Origin of the sequence: Mycobacterium sp. (genome assembly GCF_032159565.1) — a bacterium.
Classification (GTDB): Bacteria; Actinomycetota; Actinomycetes; order Mycobacteriales; family Mycobacteriaceae; genus Mycobacterium.
The window spans coordinates 12,863-28,688 of the sequence record NZ_JAVHWR010000182.1 but is presented as its reverse complement, the minus strand read 5'-3'; the positions used below and the strand labels follow the sequence as shown (position 1 = coordinate 28,688).

The 15,826-nt window shown below is 67.1% G+C and carries 13 protein-coding genes and 1 pseudogene; 9 read left to right on the top strand and 5 right to left on the bottom strand.

Annotated elements, in window-relative coordinates; genetic code table 11:
• From QOC76_RS24425 to QOC76_RS24410, 4 genes are all read left to right on the top strand, one after another.
• Positions 1–1,230 (top strand): cation:proton antiporter (locus QOC76_RS24425; RefSeq protein WP_526361274.1); only part of this gene is annotated, 1,230 nt, incomplete at its 5' end.
• Positions 1,231–1,301: 71 nt separating this feature from the next.
• Positions 1,302–3,587: a phosphoribosylformylglycinamidine synthase subunit PurL gene (gene purL / locus QOC76_RS24420; RefSeq protein WP_526361282.1), complete on the top strand. Its 2,286-nt coding sequence runs from the start codon at positions 1,302–1,304 to the stop codon at positions 3,585–3,587.
• Positions 3,588–3,607: 20 nt separating this feature from the next.
• Positions 3,608–5,350 (top strand): alpha/beta hydrolase, encoded by a 1,743-nt coding sequence (locus QOC76_RS24415; RefSeq protein ID WP_526361280.1) that lies wholly within the window; start codon positions 3,608–3,610, stop codon positions 5,348–5,350.
• Positions 5,350–5,979, top strand: a complete 630-nt coding sequence (locus tag QOC76_RS24410; protein ID WP_526361272.1) for an Rv0804 family intramembrane glutamic endopeptidase — start codon at positions 5,350–5,352, stop codon at positions 5,977–5,979. The genes QOC76_RS24415 and QOC76_RS24410 overlap by 1 nt, the downstream gene beginning before the upstream one ends.
• On the opposite strand, the pseudogene QOC76_RS24405 reads toward QOC76_RS24410, so the two are convergent.
• Positions 5,921–6,171, bottom strand: a pseudogene (locus tag QOC76_RS24405) (hypothetical protein); the annotation flags it as partial. The gene QOC76_RS24410 and the pseudogene QOC76_RS24405 sit on opposite strands and share 59 nt — an antisense overlap.
• A gap of 43 nt (positions 6,172–6,214) precedes the next feature.
• Here QOC76_RS24405 and QOC76_RS24400 point away from each other — a divergent pair.
• Together QOC76_RS24400 and purF are read left to right on the top strand one after the other, a co-directional pair.
• Positions 6,215–6,607, top strand: coding sequence for a sterol carrier family protein (locus tag QOC76_RS24400; protein ID WP_526361270.1), 393 nt, complete (start codon positions 6,215–6,217; stop codon positions 6,605–6,607).
• A 243-nt stretch (positions 6,608–6,850) separates the two neighbouring features.
• The gene (purF, locus tag QOC76_RS24395; protein WP_526361278.1) at positions 6,851–8,359 is read left to right on the top strand and encodes an amidophosphoribosyltransferase; all 1,509 of its coding nucleotides are present in this window, start codon (positions 6,851–6,853) and stop codon (positions 8,357–8,359) included.
• 3 nt (positions 8,360–8,362) lie between these two features.
• On the opposite strand, the gene QOC76_RS24390 is transcribed toward purF, so the two are convergent.
• Together QOC76_RS24390 and QOC76_RS24385 are read right to left on the bottom strand one after the other, a co-directional pair.
• The gene (locus QOC76_RS24390) at positions 8,363–9,340 is read right to left on the bottom strand and encodes an NAD(P)H-binding protein (RefSeq protein WP_526361268.1); all 978 of its coding nucleotides are present in this window, start codon (positions 9,338–9,340) and stop codon (positions 8,363–8,365) included.
• Positions 9,341–9,409: 69 nt separating this feature from the next.
• Complete coding sequence (locus QOC76_RS24385; protein ID WP_526361266.1) at positions 9,410–9,844, bottom strand: cupin domain-containing protein; 435 nt, start codon at positions 9,842–9,844, stop codon at positions 9,410–9,412.
• A gap of 108 nt (positions 9,845–9,952) precedes the next feature.
• On the opposite strand from QOC76_RS24385, the gene purM reads away from it, so the two are divergent.
• On the top strand, positions 9,953–11,026 hold the full coding sequence (gene purM / locus QOC76_RS24380) for a phosphoribosylformylglycinamidine cyclo-ligase (protein WP_526361264.1): 1,074 nt from the start codon (positions 9,953–9,955) through the stop codon (positions 11,024–11,026).
• Between the two features lie 12 nt (positions 11,027–11,038).
• Here purM and QOC76_RS24375 read toward each other — a convergent pair whose 3' ends face one another.
• Entirely contained in the window at positions 11,039–11,230 is a 192-nt protein-coding gene (locus tag QOC76_RS24375) for a DUF3073 family protein (protein WP_526361262.1), read from the bottom strand.
• A 137-nt stretch (positions 11,231–11,367) separates the two neighbouring features.
• The gene (ygfZ, locus tag QOC76_RS24370) at positions 11,368–12,441 is read right to left on the bottom strand and encodes a CAF17-like 4Fe-4S cluster assembly/insertion protein YgfZ (protein ID WP_526361260.1); all 1,074 of its coding nucleotides are present in this window, start codon (positions 12,439–12,441) and stop codon (positions 11,368–11,370) included.
• A 32-nt stretch (positions 12,442–12,473) separates the two neighbouring features.
• Here ygfZ and QOC76_RS24365 point away from each other — a divergent pair, with 32 nt between their 5' ends.
• Entirely contained in the window at positions 12,474–13,352 is an 879-nt protein-coding gene (locus QOC76_RS24365) for an aminodeoxychorismate lyase (protein WP_526361258.1), read from the top strand.
• Between the two features lie 324 nt (positions 13,353–13,676).
• Positions 13,677–14,354: a response regulator gene (locus QOC76_RS24360; protein WP_526361256.1), complete on the top strand. Its 678-nt coding sequence runs from the start codon at positions 13,677–13,679 to the stop codon at positions 14,352–14,354.
• Positions 14,355–15,826 lie beyond the last annotated feature (1,472 nt).

Below are 15,826 nucleotides of genomic sequence, written 5' to 3'. Positions count from 1 at the left end.
GCACCGGGCACAATCGCGCCCGTGCTGGCGTCGGTCATTGCGGTAGCGCTCGTCCTGGTCGCGTGGTCGCTGCTGGCCCGCCGGCTCGAGCGCTGGCGTGTCACCGCGCCGATGTTCCTGGTGCTCGCCGGCATCGCGGTCGGCTTATGCACCCAGGACGTGCTGGTCGAGTCGCTGAACACAGACGCCGCTCAGCGTGCCGCGGAAATCATCCTCGCTGTCCTACTTTTCGTCGACGCCACCGATATTCGCGGCGGGCTCTTCGGGAGTCAGCCGCGCGCGGCGGTGCGTGTGCTGTTCATCGCGATGCCACTGAGCCTGGCGCTGTCGGTGGCCCTGGGACTGTGGCTGCTGCCGGGCCTCGGGTGGGCGGTCCTGCTGGTCATCGCGTGCGTTGTGGTGCCAACGGACTTCGCCCCGGCCCCGTCGGTACTGCGCGACGAGCGGGTGCCCGAGCGGGTCCGCGACGTGCTCAACGTCGAAGCCGGTTACAACGACGGCATCGTCTCGCCGCTGTTCATCTTCGCCCTGGTCCTCGCCGGCGACCGTTCCCACGCGGCGACACCGATGGAGGCGCTGGGTTCGGCCGTGCCGCAGGCCGTCAAGGCCATCCTCGTCGGTGTCGCGATCGGCGCGGCGCTGGCTGTGCTCACCAACGCCGCCGAGCGGCGCGGCGAGATGACCGATCAGAGCAAGCGCCTGATTCTGGTGGCCGCCCCGCTGCTGGCGTACGGGTCGAGCCTGGCCATCGGCGGCAACGGCTTCGTCTCTGCCTTCGTCTGCGGGTTCGCGTTCAACTACCTGCGCCGCTCCCAGACGATCCGCGCCGAGTTGGAGCTACTCGACGACATCGGCTTCCTGCTGTCGGCCGGAATGTGGTTCGTGTTCGGGGCCACCGCGGTGCTGGCCCTGACGTTCGGTGTGTCGTGGGGCATGCTGCTGTTCTGCCTGCTGGCGCTGACGGTGGTGCGGTTGTTGCCGGTGGCCATCGCGATGCTCGGGTCGAGGTTCTCGTGGGCGGAACGGCTGCTGATCGGCTGGCTCGGCCCGCGCGGCACCACCTCCATCGTGTTCGGGCTGCTGGCGTTCAACGTGCTCGCAGGCGAGGACGAGCGCGCGGTGCTGATGACCATGGTCATCGCGGTGCTGGGCAGTGTGATGCTGCACGGGGTCGGCGCGCCCGCGGCCGCCCGCGCATATCGCAGGTCGCAAACTAGACTGGCGGGGTGACCTCGGAGCTCAGCCAGACCGCCGACTCCGTCGGCGCAACTACGTTGGTCGACACCGTCGGCCCAAGCCCGATCGTCGACTCCGTCGAGAGAGCGGCAGCCACCCCCGACCAGCCGCAACCGTTCCGAGAGCTCGGTCTCAAAGACGACGAGTACGAGCGCATCCGGCAAATCCTCGGCCGCAGGCCAACCGATTCCGAACTCGCGATGTATTCGGTGATGTGGAGCGAGCACTGCAGCTACAAGTCCTCGAAGGTGCACCTGCGCTACTTCGGTGAGACCACCACCGAGAAGATGCGCTCGGCCATGCTGGCCGGCATCGGCGAGAACGCCGGTGTCGTCGACATCGGCGACGGCTGGGCGGTCACCTTCAAGGTCGAATCGCACAACCACCCGTCATACGTCGAGCCCTACCAGGGCGCCGCGACCGGTGTCGGCGGAATCGTCCGCGACATCATGGCGATGGGTGCCCGACCGGTGGCGGTGATGGACCAGCTGCGGTTCGGCGCCGCTGATGCTCCCGACACCCGCCGCGTCGTCGACGGCGTGGTTCGCGGGGTCGGCGGATACGGAAACTCATTGGGACTGCCCAACATCGGCGGCGAAACCGTCTTCGATGCCTCCTACGGCGGCAATCCGCTGGTGAACGCCCTGTGTGTCGGGGTGTTGCGCAAAGAGGATCTGCACCTGGCGTTCGCGTCGGGCACCGGCAACAAGATCATCCTGTTCGGGGCCCGCACCGGCCTCGATGGGATCGGCGGTGTTTCGGTACTGGCTTCCGAGACATTCGGCGGCGACGAAGACGGCGCCGGCCGTAAGAAGCTGCCCTCGGTGCAGGTCGGCGACCCGTTCATGGAAAAGGTCCTCATCGAGTGCTGCCTCGAGCTCTACGCGGCGGGCCTGGTGATCGGCATCCAGGACCTCGGTGGCGCCGGATTATCCTGCGCGACATCGGAACTCGCTTCGGCAGGCGACGGTGGCATGGCCGTCGAACTCGACAAGGTACCGCTGCGGGCGGCCAACATGACGCCAGCGGAGATCCTGTCCAGCGAGTCGCAGGAACGGATGTGCGCCGTCGTCGCCCCCGAGAACGTGGACGCGTTCATGGCCGTGTGCCGCAAGTGGGAGGTGCTGGCCACCGTCATCGGCGAGGTCGCCGACGGCGACCGGCTGACGGTCACCTGGCATGGGGAGACGGTCGTCGACGTGCCGCCCCGAACGGTCGCGCACGAGGGCCCCGTCTACGAACGGCCCGTGCAACGGCCGGACACCCAGGATGCGCTCAACGCCGACACGTCCGACACGCTGCCGCGGCCGAAAACCGGTGAAGAGTTGCGGGCGACTGCGCTTGCGCTGATCGGCAGTCCGCACCTGTGCAGCCGGGCATTCATCACCGAGCAGTACGACCGCTACGTGCGGGGCAACACCGTGCTGGCCGAGAACGCCGACGGTGGGGTGCTGCGTATCGACGAGTCCACCGGACGCGGCATCGCGATATCCACCGACGCCTCGGGCCGCTACACCCAACTGGACCCGTACGCGGGCGCGCAACTCGCGCTGGCCGAGGCATACCGCAACGTCGCGGTGACCGGCGCCACCCCGATCGCGGTCACCAACTGCCTGAACTTCGGTTCGCCGGAGGATCCAGGTGTCATGTGGCAATTCTCTGAAGCCGTTCGCGGGCTTGCGGATGGCTGTGCGGCCCTTGGCATTCCGGTCACCGGCGGCAACGTGAGCTTCTACAACCAGACCGGCACGACGGCCATTCTGCCTACGCCGGTCGTCGGGGTGCTGGGTGTGCTCGACGATGTCCGCCGTCGTATCCCGACGGGGCTGGGCACCGAACCCGGCGAGGCCCTGCTGCTGCTCGGCGACACCCGCGACGAGTTCGACGGCTCCATCTGGGCGCAGGTCAGCGCCGACCATCTCGGCGGCCGGCCCCCGGAGGTCGATCTGGCACGCGAGCAGTTGCTCGCCGAGGTGCTCAGCGCGGCGTCACGGGACGGACTCGTCTCGGCCGCTCACGACCTGTCCGAGGGCGGCCTGATCCAGGCTGTCGTGGAAGCGGCGCTGACCGGTGAAACCGGTTGTCGCATCGTCATTCCCGAAGGGTGGCAAGAGGGCACAGGCCCGTTCGCATTTCTCTTCTCGGAGTCCGCGGGCAGGGTGCTGGTCGCCGTCCCGCGCACCGAGGAGAGCCGGTTCCGGTCCATGTGTGAGGCCCGCGGCCTGCCGGTCACCCGCATCGGTGTGGTGGATCAGGGGAGTGACGCGGTCGAAGTCCAGGACCAGTTCACGGTGTCACTGGAGGACCTGCGCAGCACGTCGGAGGGCGTGCTGCCCGGTTTGTTCGGGTGAGTGTCCCGACCAACTACATCATCGGCGCACCGGCGGCTGCAAACCACGAGCACAACCGCCGCCACCCCCTCCTGGTATGGGCGTGGAGTCTGGTGCGCCTCGACTTCGTCGGGATCGCGTTCGGCGCGCTGTTTTTCTGTCTGTCGCTGACGCCGTCGCTGCTGCCGCGCGACTGGCTGTTCCAGGGACTGATCGGCGGCGTCAACGCCGCCATCGGCTACGGAATCGGTGTGTTCGTCGGAAAAATGTTGCGCCGCTTCGTGTTGCGGCGCAGAAGTTGGTGGCCGCCGCGGAAGCGGGTGCTCTACTGGTCCAAGGCCGCCACCATCACGCTGGCGACAACCGCAAGCCTGCTGATGCTGATACCGGCGGCGGCCTGGCAGCGACGGGTGTCCGCGGAAATGGGCATGGAGGGGCCGGGCACCGTCGGCTACCTGCGCACCCTGATCATCGCGATGATCGTCGCAGGCCTATGCGTCTCCGCAGCACGGATCACCATCGACCTCATCAAGACAATGGCCCGGTTTTTCATCCGTCGCTGGCATCTTCACGATGAGGTCGCGCTGTTCATCGGCACCGCAATCGTCGTCGTGCTGGCGATCACGTTGATCAACGGCGTGCTGATCCGTGGCTTCCTGGCCGTCTCGAACCGGGTCTTCCAGCCGCAGAACACCACCACACGACAGGGCATCACCCAGCCGCTGGAGCTCGAACGGTCGGGCAGCCCAACGTCATTCGCCCCATGGGACTCGTTGGGCTATCAGGGCCGCAACTTCGTCGCCACCGGACCGCACGCGTTCGAGCTGACCCGTCTCAACGGCGCCCCCGCCAAAGAACCCATCCGGGTATATGCGGGTTTGCAGACTGCGGGCACCGATGACCAGCGAGCCGCCATCCTGGTGCGCGAGTTGGATCGCACCCGCGCATTCGACCGCAAAGTGCTCGCCATCGTCCCGACCACGGGTACCGGGTGGGTCAATCCCGTCGCGGCCAGGGCGCTGGAGTCGATGTACAACGGCGATACCGCGATGGTCGCCTCGCAGTACTCGTATCTGCCCAGCTGGATCTCGTTTCTCGGCGACCGGGACAAGTCCATGGAGTCGGGCCGTGCCATGATCGATGCGGTCCACGCGTGGTGGCTACGGCTGCCGCCCGACCGGCGACCGAAGCTGCTGCTCTACGGCGAGAGCCTCGGATCCATGGCCGGACAGGGCGCATTCGACTGGCTCCCCGACATCGCACGGATGGGATTCTCATCGGTGCTGTGGGTTGGGCCGCCCAATGCCAGCCCGCTGTGGAAGGCGATCACCGTGCGCCGCGACCCGGGCACCCCCGAGGTCGAACCCCGCTACGACAACGGGCGCACCGTGCGGTTCTCCCAGGCCAACGATGCCGCCGATATCGCCGCCGACACCGACGCGCCGTGGGAGGGCACGCGTGTGCTGTTCCTGCAGCACGCCTCCGACCCCATCGTGTGGTGGTCGGGGGACCTGATTTTCAACCGGCCGGACTGGCTGAAGGAGCCGCCCGGTCGGGATCGGACACCGTTGATGCGGTGGTATCCGATCGTCACGTTCTGGCAGGTCGCCGCCGACATGACCAACGCGGGTTCGGTTCCCGGCGGGCACGGCCACAACTACGGCGAATACGTGCTCGACGGCTGGGCCGCCGCCGCGCCGCCCGACGGCTGGACTCCCGACGACACCGAACGCATCAGGATCGCGCTGGAGAAGGCCGCCGCCAATGACGGGCCCGAGTATTAGTGCGCACCAAAGCGTTCAGGGCGGTGACCCTCGCCGCTGGGCTGGTCGGATGGAGTGGGCTGATCGACCCGCGGCTGCCGCCGCGCGTGCAACCGGTCGTCCGCGCGGCGCTGGGAGCGGTACTCGTTGCGGCGACCCGCGCACCTCTGGGCCTGCGTCCACCACAGCTGTGGTCGGGACTGCGGCTCGGCTCCGCCGTCGCCACACCGGTCATCCTCGGCGTCGCCGCATCGACAGCGGCACCGGCCGTTCGGTCGGCGATGGCCGATCGCGACCTGCCCGACTCAGCGTCGGGCTGGCTGGCCGTGCGCATCCCCTTCGGCACCGTGTGGTCGGAGGAGGCGGCGTACCGCGCGGCCCTTGGCACGATGGCCGCAGGCGCCTTCGGGCCGACGGCCGGCCGGCTGCTGCAGTCAGTGGCGTTCGGCCTGTCGCACATCGCCGACGCCCGCAGCACCGATGAACCGGTGATCGCCACCGTGCTGGTGACCGGCGTCGCGGGCTGGTTCTTCGGGCTTCTGCTGGAGCGGTCCGGCAGCCTGGCCGCCCCGATGCTCGCCCACCTCGCGATCAACGAAGCGGGCGCGGTCGCGGCGGTCGCTGTGCAGCGCCGATCCGCTGCGGGTTGATCGTCGTCTCCCCGACCTGCCTGCCCCAGATGTAGTCCGATGTCCACGGCGTCGCGATCTCGAAATGGTTGTACGGCGCAATGCTGTAGCCGGTGTCCGTCACCAGATACGGAAACGGCCACAGGAACTTGGTGCCTTCTGCCAACAGCTGGGACGACCCTCCGGACCTCCGTGCGCGTTCACCCGCGGCAAAGGCGGCTTATGCCGGTCGGCGAACACCTTGCGACACTAGGGGATGCCCGCACGCCGCACCGCCGATCCGGAGAAGACGCGTGCAGCCGTTCTCGCCGTCGCCGAGTGGCTGCGCGACGAGAACCGGCCCGCGCCGCAACGATCCCTGCTCGCCGAAGCGGTTCGACTGACCGCACGCACTGTCGCGGCGACCGCGCCCGGCGCAAGCGTCGAGGTTCGGGTGCCACCGTTCGTTGCGGTGCAATGTATTTCGGGACCCAGGCACACCCGTGGCAATCCACCGAACGTCGTGGAGGCCGATCCGCGCACCTGGCTGCTGTTGGCAACGGGCCTTCGCACGGTCGCCGACGCGGCCTCCGACGGCGAGTTGCAGCTATCGGGCGCCCGCGCTCCGGAGATCGCGACGCTGCTGCCTGTCGTGCCGCTCGACGGCTGACCGCGGTCGCAAGGGCCGCGGGCCGGGAATCCAGACCGGTCCGTGCTCGTTGCTTCCTAAGGGCGACATGGGCGCCAGCGATTCCATGATTGACCCCCGATGAACGTAGACTGAACACGTCACCCACCGCCCCATGGGAGCAGCCCTATCGTGACCGTCGAGCAAACGGACTCCACCGAAACCCTTCGCGCAAGCAGTCCCCCGCATGCGGGTGGACCCACCGCTTGCGAGGGGCGTGCCCCCATTTCGGACGAACCAAAAGAAGAGTGCGGCGTATTCGGCGTCTGGGCGCCGGGCGAAGAGGTCGCCAAGCTCACCTATTACGGCCTGTACGCACTGCAACACCGAGGTCAGGAAGCCGCAGGTATCGCGGTCGCCGACGGCTCGCAGGTGCTGGTGTTCAAGGACCTCGGCCTGGTCAGCCAGGTCTTCGATGAGCAGACGCTGGGCGCGATGGAGGGCCACGTCGCGATCGGGCACTGCCGCTACTCGACGACCGGCTCAACGACTTGGGAGAACGCCCAGCCTGTGTTCCGCAACACAGCTGCAGGCACCGGAGTCGCACTCGGACACAACGGCAACCTCGTCAACACCACCGAGCTGGCGGGCCGCGCCCGCGAGCTCGGGCTGATCAACATGCGCGGCGCAGCCGCGGCCACCACCGACTCCGACATCCTCGGCGCACTGCTGGCGCACGGCGCCGCGGATTCGACCGTCGAACAGGCTGCGCTGGAGCTTCTCCCCACGGTGCGTGGGGCGTTCTGCCTGACGTTCATGGACGAGAACACCCTGTACGCGGCCCGCGACCCGCACGGCGTGCGGCCGCTGTCGCTGGGGCGTCTCGATCGGGGCTGGGTCGTCGCATCGGAGACGGCTGCTCTGGACATCGTCGGCGCCTCCTTCGTCCGCGACATCGAACCCGGAGAGCTGCTGGCCATCGACGCCGACGGAGTGCGCTCGAGCCGGTTCGCCCCGCCGTCGCCGAAGGGCTGTGTGTTCGAGTACGTGTATCTGGCCCGGCCCGACAGCACAATCGGCGGACGCTCGGTGCACAAGACGCGGGTCGACATCGGGCGCAGGCTTGCCCAGGAAGGGCCGGTGGACGCCGACCTGGTGATCGGCGTTCCGGAGTCCGGCATCCCCGCCGCCGTCGGCTACGCGCAGGAGTCGGGCATCCCGTATGGGCAGGGCCTGACGAAGAACGCCTACGTCGGGCGCACGTTCATCCAGCCGTCGCAGACCATCCGCCAGCTCGGTATCCGGCTCAAGCTCAACCCCCTCAAAGAAGTGATCCGCGGCAAGCGGCTCGTCGTGGTCGACGACTCGATCGTGCGCGGCAACACCCAGCGCGCCCTGGTCCGGATGTTGCGTGAGGCCGGCGCTATCGAGGTGCATGTGCGCATCGCCTCGCCGCCGGTGAAGTGGCCGTGTTTCTACGGCATCGACTTCGCCACGCCGGCCGAGCTGATCGCCAACGCCGTCGAAAACGAGGAGGAGGTGGTCGAGGCGGTCCGCCACGGCATCGGCGCCGACTCGCTCGGCTACATCTCGCAGCACGGCATGGTGGCGGCGACCGAGCAGCCCGCGTCACGGCTGTGCACCGCCTGCTTCGACGGCAAGTACCCGATCGAGCTGCCGGGCGAGACGGCATTGGGCAAGAACGTCATCGAGCAGATGCTGGCGACCGCAGCCCGCACCGGTATTCCGCTGAAGGCCGATAACGACAACGCGTCGGCCCTGCGGCGACCCTGAAATCTACTGCGGCTCAGCCGAACTGAATCTGAGCAGGTGACGTTTGCCATCGGTTGACGCGGTTCCGTCTTCCTCCAGGGCAGCGACCACCGAATCGCGGTAGCGGGTCAATCCTCCCTCGGGCGGCGGGATGACGGCATTGACGTCGTGGTTGTACATCACCGCATCGCATTCCAGTGACTCCACCAGCGGCCGCGCCAGTCCCGACGCGATGGGTGTCACCAGACCCACCCACCAACTGGCGATCGTCGGAGTGAGAAACGGCAGCACGACGATGATTCGGCGCCGGAGGCCCGCGACGTCGGCGTAGACCTGCATGGCCTCGCCGTACTCCATGACGTCAGGACCGCCGACGTCCCACGTCCGTGACGACGGCACCTCGGCGGTGGCGGCTCCCGCGAGGTAGTGAACCGCGTCGTCGATGGAGATCGGCTGGATCTTGTTACGCACCCACTTGGGTGTCGTCATCGCAGGCAGCCGGTCGGTCAGGTGGCGGATCATCTCGAAGGACGCCGACCCGGAGCCGATGACGATGCCCGCCTGCAGCACCACGGTCTCAATACCCGAGTCGATGAGGATCTCGCCGACCTCCGTGCGCGAGGCGAGGTGCCGGGACAACGGAGTGTCTTCCGGGTGCAGACCGCTCAGGTACACCAGCCGACGCACCCCTGCCTTTTGCGCGGCTTCCACCACATTGCGCGCCGATTGCCTCTCCTCGGCGACGAAGTCTTTTGACGTGCCCATCGAATGCACCAGGTAGTAGACGACGTCGACGCCCGCAAAGGCCTCGGTCAGCGACTGGGGATCGGTCAAGTCGCCGCGGACCACCTCGACTTCGTCATGCCACGGCACCTTCGCGAGATTGTCGGGATTGCGCGCCATCGCCCGCACCGTCAGGCCCGCCTCCAGGAGTCGCGGCACCAACCGGCCGCCGATGTAGCCGGTCGCGCCCGTCACCAAGCAGCGGATCTCCTCGCCCACAGAACCTCCATCCGTCGTGCCCCATGAGTAATTCGGAGCCACTCGCCGGGCGGATGACCATTTCGGGCCTTAGGCAAACCCGCAGCCAGGATCGGGCTGGTCGTCGGACAGCGGCGCCCCCGCCGGATCGATGTAGAGAACCTGCAACACCAGGGGCCCGGGCCCGAGGTTGCGGCCGATGTGCACGTAGTCGGGGCCGCCCTTCTCCGCGATGCTCTGGCCGGCCAGGTAGAGGCCGTCCATCGAGCAGTCGGCCCGGTAATGCATCAGGGTGCCCTCCTTGACGACACCGAACAGCTGACCGTCGTGCGAGTGCCAGCCGGTGCTGCCGCCAGGGGCGATGGTGATCTCGCGGAACACGTAGTCCTTGCCGTCGTCGGTCGTTTGCCACAGGACGGTGCCGTCGGTGTCTCGCGCCGGAGTGCCGGCCGCGGTGCCGGGCGGGCCGACGGACACGGCGGTGATTGCGGCGGCGGCCAGCGCAAATGAGCGAATCGGGGTCACGGACGGCTACGTTGTCATACCGTCGTCGATCGTGCTCGATGTCGGCCAGGAAACGTTCAGCGGCCGGCGCATACCGTGCAGTGGCCCAGCCCGGTAGATTTGGTCGCGATGACGGATCACGCCGCACAACACGGCATCTCCTACGCATCGGCCGGGGTGGACATCGAAGCAGGTGACCGCGCCGTCGAACTGTTCAAACCGTGGGCGAGCAAGGCGACCCGACCCGAGGTGCGTGGCGGCCTGGGCGGCTTCGCGGGCCTGTTCGCGCTGCGTGGCGGGTACCGCGAGCCGGTGCTCGCCGCATCGACGGACGGCGTAGGCACCAAGCTGGCCGTGGCGCAGGCCATGGACAAGCACGACACCGTCGGCCTCGACCTCGTCGCGATGGTCGTCGACGATCTGGTGGTGTGTGGCGCCGAGCCGCTGTTCCTTCAGGACTACATCGCCGTCGGCCGCACGGTTCCCGAGCGGGTGAGCGAACTGGTGTCCGGCATCGCGAACGGCTGTGTGATCGCCGGGTGCGCTCTGCTCGGCGGGGAGACCGCCGAACATCCCGGGCTGATGGCGCCCGACCACTACGACATCTCTGCGACGGGCGTCGGTGTGGTGGAAGCCGACGACGTGCTGGGTCCCGACCGGGTCAAGCCGGGCGACGTGATCATCGGCATGGGATCCACCGGCCTGCACTCGAACGGCTACTCGTTGGCACGTCATGTGCTGCTGGAGATCGACCGGATGAACCTGGCCGGACACGTCGAGGAATTCGGCCGCACGCTGGGCGAGGAGCTACTGGAGCCGACGCGCATCTATGCCAAGGACTGCCTGGCGCTGGCCGCCGAAACTCAGGTGCGGACGTTCTGCCACGTCACCGGCGGCGGATTGGCGGGCAATCTGGAGCGGGTGATTCCGCCCGGTCTGGCGGCCGAGGTCGATCGCGGGACGTGGACGCCGGCACCGGTGTTCGGCATGATCGCCCAGCGCGGTCGCGTCGACCGTGTCGAGATGGAGAAGACGTTCAACATGGGCGTCGGCATGATCGCCGTCGTCGCTCCCGAGGACACCGACCGGGCTCTGGCGATCCTCACCGCACGCCATTTGAACTGCTGGATTCTCGGCACTGTGAAAAAGGGCAGCAAAGAAGGCCCACGAGCCGAGCTCGTAGGTCAGCACCCTCGCTTTTAAGGAAAAAGGCGCCTATCGGCGCCAGTCGTCCTCTGGTACCCACTCGTCGTCGGCGAGCCCGCCTGCGCCGTTTCGGTCGTCGGTATCGGTCGCTTCCGACCCGGCCAGCTCTTGCTGGAGCCGCTCGAAATCGGTCTGCGGTGAGCTGTATTTGAGCTCACGAGCAACCTTGGTCTGCTTTGCCTTAGCCCGGCCGCGGCCCATGGGGGGACCCCCTCGCGCAATAACGGAGCGGCCCAATAAGAAGGCGGCTCCGATCTGTGTGTGTGTTTATTGTCCTGCCAACACTTTACCGTGCCCGTCCGCGCTGCGCTGGCAGGCCCTTCTGACCGCGTATCGGCTCACCGCGCTCCGCCCCGCAGTCGCTCGACGGCCAGCCGCCCCGCGCCGGTGACCTCGGCGGCGGGCATCGAGTCCGCGTCGACCACTGCGGGGACCTCGACTTCACCGCCGGTCGTCAATGTTGTGTCGACGGGCAGCCCCCGCTTGAGTATCGCCAGCGCGACGGGGCCGAGGTCGACGTGGTCGACGACGGTGCCGAGTCGGCCGACCGCACGGCCGCCCGCGAGTACCGGATCGCCCGTCGACGGCCGATCCGTGGACCCGTCGAGATGCAGCAGCACCATCATTCGGGGCGGTTTGCCCAGGTTATGGACTCGCGCGACTGTCTCCTGCCCGCGATAGCAGCCCTTGTCCAGATGCACCGCGCTGCCGATCCAGCCCACCTCGTGCGGGATGGTCCGCTCGTCGGTGTCGACCCCGAGGCGCGGCCGCAGCGCGACCACGCGATGTGCTTCGTAGGCCCAGACCCCGGCGCGCCTGACGCCTGCCGCGGTCAGCCGGTCCAGCCGGTCGGCGGCCTGCGTGCGCCCTACGACGAGGTCAAGCTCGATGCCCGGCCCGTTGATCCGGCGAACGAATCCGCCGTCCGGCAGGGCCGTCGCCGTGTTTTCAGCCGGTAGCGAATCGACGCCCAGAGCGGCGAGCACCCGCTCGTCGGCCAGCCGCGGGCCGAGTAGCGACAACACGGCCATGTCGACCGGCTCGATCACCACGTCGGCCCAGAACACCATCCTGCGCAGGAACGCCAGCAACGGCTCTGCGCGCCACGGTTCGGTGTCCAGGTAGGTGACGTCGCCGAGCTCAGTCTGTATCCAGTGATCTTCGACACGACCCTGCCCGTCGAGGCTCAAATTCTGCGTGACCGCACCGTCGGGCAGATCGCTGACATGCTGCGAGGAAATGCTGTGCAACCAGCTCTTGCGGCCGCTGCCCGACAACTCGAGCACCGCGCGATGCGAGCGGTCCACGACCACGGCCTCGTCAATGGCGGCGCGCTGCTCACCGAACGGGTCGCCGTAGTGCCAGACGGCGCCGGCGTCGGGCCCCGATTCAGGGGCGGGAACTGCTGACATGGCTCCAACTGTACGGCGCTACGCTCTTGCCCATGGCGAGCGAACCCGGTGTTGTGGTGACGCTCGACGGGCAGTTACACGACCCGCGAACACCGCTGCTGCACGGCGACGACCTGGCCGTCGTGCGGGGCGACGGCATCTTCGAGTCGCTACTCGTGCGCGACGCGCGGCCGTGTCTGCTCGAGGCTCATCTGGGGCGGTTGACGCAGTCGGCTCGGCTGATGGAGCTGCCAGAACCCGATCTCCCGCGGTGGCGTGCTGCGGTGGCCGCCGCGGTGTCCCGGTGGACGGAGCAGGGCGGCGGCGAGGGCGTGCTGCGGCTCATTTGCAGCCGGGGCCGCGAAAGTGGCGGGGAGCCAACGGCATTCGCGATGATCGCCGCGATGCCCGGCAGGGTCGAAGCCGCGCGAAGCGACGGAGTCGCCGCCGTGACGTTGGCCCGCTGGCTGCCCGCCGAGGGGGCCGGCGACGTGCCGTGGCTGCTGGCGGGCGCCAAGACGCTGTCGTACGCGGTGAACATGGCGGCGCTGCGGCATGCCGAGCGGCAGGGCGCGGGCGATGTGATCTTCATCAGTTCGGAGGGCCGGGTTCTTGAAGGGCCGCGGTCGACGGTGGTCATCGCGATCGAGGAGGACGGACGACCTTGTCTCCTGACCCCGCCGCCGTGGTATCCGATTTTGCGGGGCACCACCCAGCAGGCGCTGTTCGAGGTGGCGCGCAACAAGGGCTATGACTGTGACTACCGCGCCCTGCAGCCCGGCGATCTGTTCGCCGCACAAGGGGTTTGGCTGGTATCGAGCATCACCCTCGCGGCTCGGGTGCACACCCTCGACGGCAGGGCGCTGCCGCCTTCTCCGATGGCCGCGGAGCTCACCGAGCTCGTCGACGCCGCCATCGTCAGCGATCGGTGAGCCCCACATAGCGCGAGCCGCCACCGGCTGTCGGCAATCTTTATGTAGTAGCGCTGGACCCGTTCCCTCTGGCTCTTGTAGCAAACCACGCCAATAGCATCGGTCGCCGGTTGACAACTACCCCGTTCGCCGGGTCGGCCGACCGCGGGGCCGCGACATCGTCACATCCAAGCCCGTAGCGGTCGTGTCGACGGATGGTCGTCGGCCATTTCGAGCGCTGATCTCGCTGTCAGTCAGGTGATTGAGCAAAGGTTGACCTGCGCGTAAGTGGTGCCAATTTAACCCGCACATGTGTAAATTTGGCTATCGGGGGAAGACATGGGGATGGGCGACGAGAGCGAGGATCAGTCGGCGGTCGCAATTGTGATCGTGGACCGTCAGGCGGTCGTCCATGCGGGCATTCGCTTCTGGCTCGCGGGCAGCGACCCTGAAATCAAGATCGTCGGCAACTTTTCTGATCCAACCCAGTTCAGGTCCGTCTACCCGACGGCGACATCGGCTGTTGACGTCGTCCTGTGTGCACTCGAGTACGACGGTCACGGTCCAGATTTCGACATGCTGCGTGAGATCTGCCGTCTTGGACATCGCGTCATCGTCTACTCCCACCACGTAACCGACGAGGTGATTCTGACCTGCCTCGACGTCGGGGCACTGACCTACGTGGCCAAGTCTGAAAATGAGAATCACCTGCGCGAGGCGATCTATGCCGCTCGCTCGCATACGCCCTACGTCGGCCCACGAATGGCCAGGGCACTCCTCAATGACAGGACGGTGGGCCGACCACATCTGAGCAAGCGAGAGAGAGAAGTGCTCGTAGCGTGGTTTCAGACCGAGAACAAGGAGTTGGTCGGTAGGCGGCTCTTCATCGAGCCTTCAACCGTGCGCACTCACCTTCAGCGTGTCCGGGCGAAGTACGCCTCCGTCGGCCGACCTGCACCCACCAAGGCGGCCTTGATAGCGAGGGCGGTGCAGGACGGGATCCTGAGCATCGACGACCTGTGATTCGCGGCTCAACATCGCATCCGTTGAACGCGCGCGAGCGCCGTGAGCAAGTCTCCCTAGCCTCGGCCTCGCGGTAGCCATCGACGCTCAGACGGGTTTCTAGCAAAACTAAGGGGTGTCCCCCGAGCGTGCTAATGCGGTGTCGTCCGAACGTGTGAACAACGTGTCGAACAATCAGTTGAAACCGGCATCGCGCGGGCACGGGCTGACCGTTGCTGGTTACGGAATGAACGGCGCTGCATTAACGTCGCCCGAACGGGGACGGTTTTCAGCAAAGTCTTTGCGCCGGCGAGGGGAGGCATCTGATGCTTCAAGAAGCAACGCCGCTCGGATCAGGTGGGGGGGCCCGTATCCTAGCGCCAACGGCGTTCATCGCAGTGAAGCAGGATCAAATACCGAGGCCACCCAAAAGGCGTCGCGTCGTTGTGGCCTGGATTGTGGCAGCGGGTGTGGGTCTCAGCGCGGCGCTGTACCCACTCCCCAGTGGCTTGCAGCTGCTCAAGCTGTTCCCGCCGGAAGCTCAGGCGACAGAGCCGAGTCAGATGGAATTCGGCTCAGGCAAATTGAAGGTGTTGGCTGCGGCGGACCTGACGGCTTTCAACGGTGCCGAAATATCCGACTTGGTAGCTCTCATTGGGTTGCTCGACAATTTCCCGGAGCTGCCGGTCGATACATTGCTCGACGTTGTGGAGACATATGGTTTACCGGGCGCGGTGACGTTGCTAGGGTCTCTCCTGCCCAGCCTCCCCGTTAACTCGGGTGGTGGATTTGCGCTCGCCCCATCGGGGGGTGGAAGCACTTCCGTGCTACCGGTCTTGGTGCGGCTACTTGAGTACCTCAAGCATGCACCGCCAATAGCAGTGGGCGCGTTGTCGGCTGTCGTCACGGATGTGTTGCCGGCAGTGCTGCAGTCGCTTGGTATCTCGCTCGCTCCAGCCCCAACGGTTGCGCAGGAAGAAGTCAACGAGGTTCCCGAAGCTTCGTCTGCCGCGCTCGCGGTAGCGCCTAATCCCGACCCGCCTGAAGCTCTTGCCTCTACCGCCCCGGAACATTCTGCTTCGGCACCCACCCCGGATCCGTCCTCTGCACCGACCCCGGAACCCCAACCCGCCCATCCTCAAGTCGTCCAAGTTGCCGAATCCACCAGTTCGGCATCGGCGGTAACCAACGATGGCTTGCTTTCGTCTGAATCGTCTTCGAACAGCGCCGGGGTAGGAAGCACGTCAGGCGCATTGAACGGCATGTCGGCAGGTGCCTCGAACGAAAGCACAGCCGGTGGCGGGGGCTCGGGCGGGAGTACTTCAGTCAGTGCTGACCCGGGAGGCGACGGCTCAGCCGGCGGCAGTACCACCGGCGGAGACGGATCAGGCGGCGCGGAGTCGACAGGAAGCCCAGGTTCAGGCGGCGAATAACCTGCCGCACCCGCGGCTCTGCCGACGTCATCGCATAACGGAGATTCAGTTTCAAAGCAC

What these genes read in the sequence shown, in the direction of transcription:
- QOC76_RS24375 (WP_526361262.1), bottom strand. Translation starts at nt 11,230, where the DNA reads ATGGGCCGCGGCCGGGCTAAGGCAAAGCAGACCAAGGTTGCTCGTGAG.
- ygfZ (WP_526361260.1), bottom strand. Translation starts at nt 12,441, where the DNA reads ATGTCAGCAGTTCCCGCCCCTGAATCGGGGCCCGACGCCGGCGCCGTC.
- QOC76_RS24400 (WP_526361270.1), top strand. Translation starts at nt 6,215, where the DNA reads ATGCCCGCACGCCGCACCGCCGATCCGGAGAAGACGCGTGCAGCCGTT.
- purM (WP_526361264.1), top strand. Translation starts at nt 9,953, where the DNA reads ATGACGGATCACGCCGCACAACACGGCATCTCCTACGCATCGGCCGGG.
- QOC76_RS24365 (WP_526361258.1), top strand. Translation starts at nt 12,474, where the DNA reads ATGGCGAGCGAACCCGGTGTTGTGGTGACGCTCGACGGGCAGTTACAC.
- QOC76_RS24360 (WP_526361256.1), top strand. Translation starts at nt 13,677, where the DNA reads ATGGGCGACGAGAGCGAGGATCAGTCGGCGGTCGCAATTGTGATCGTG.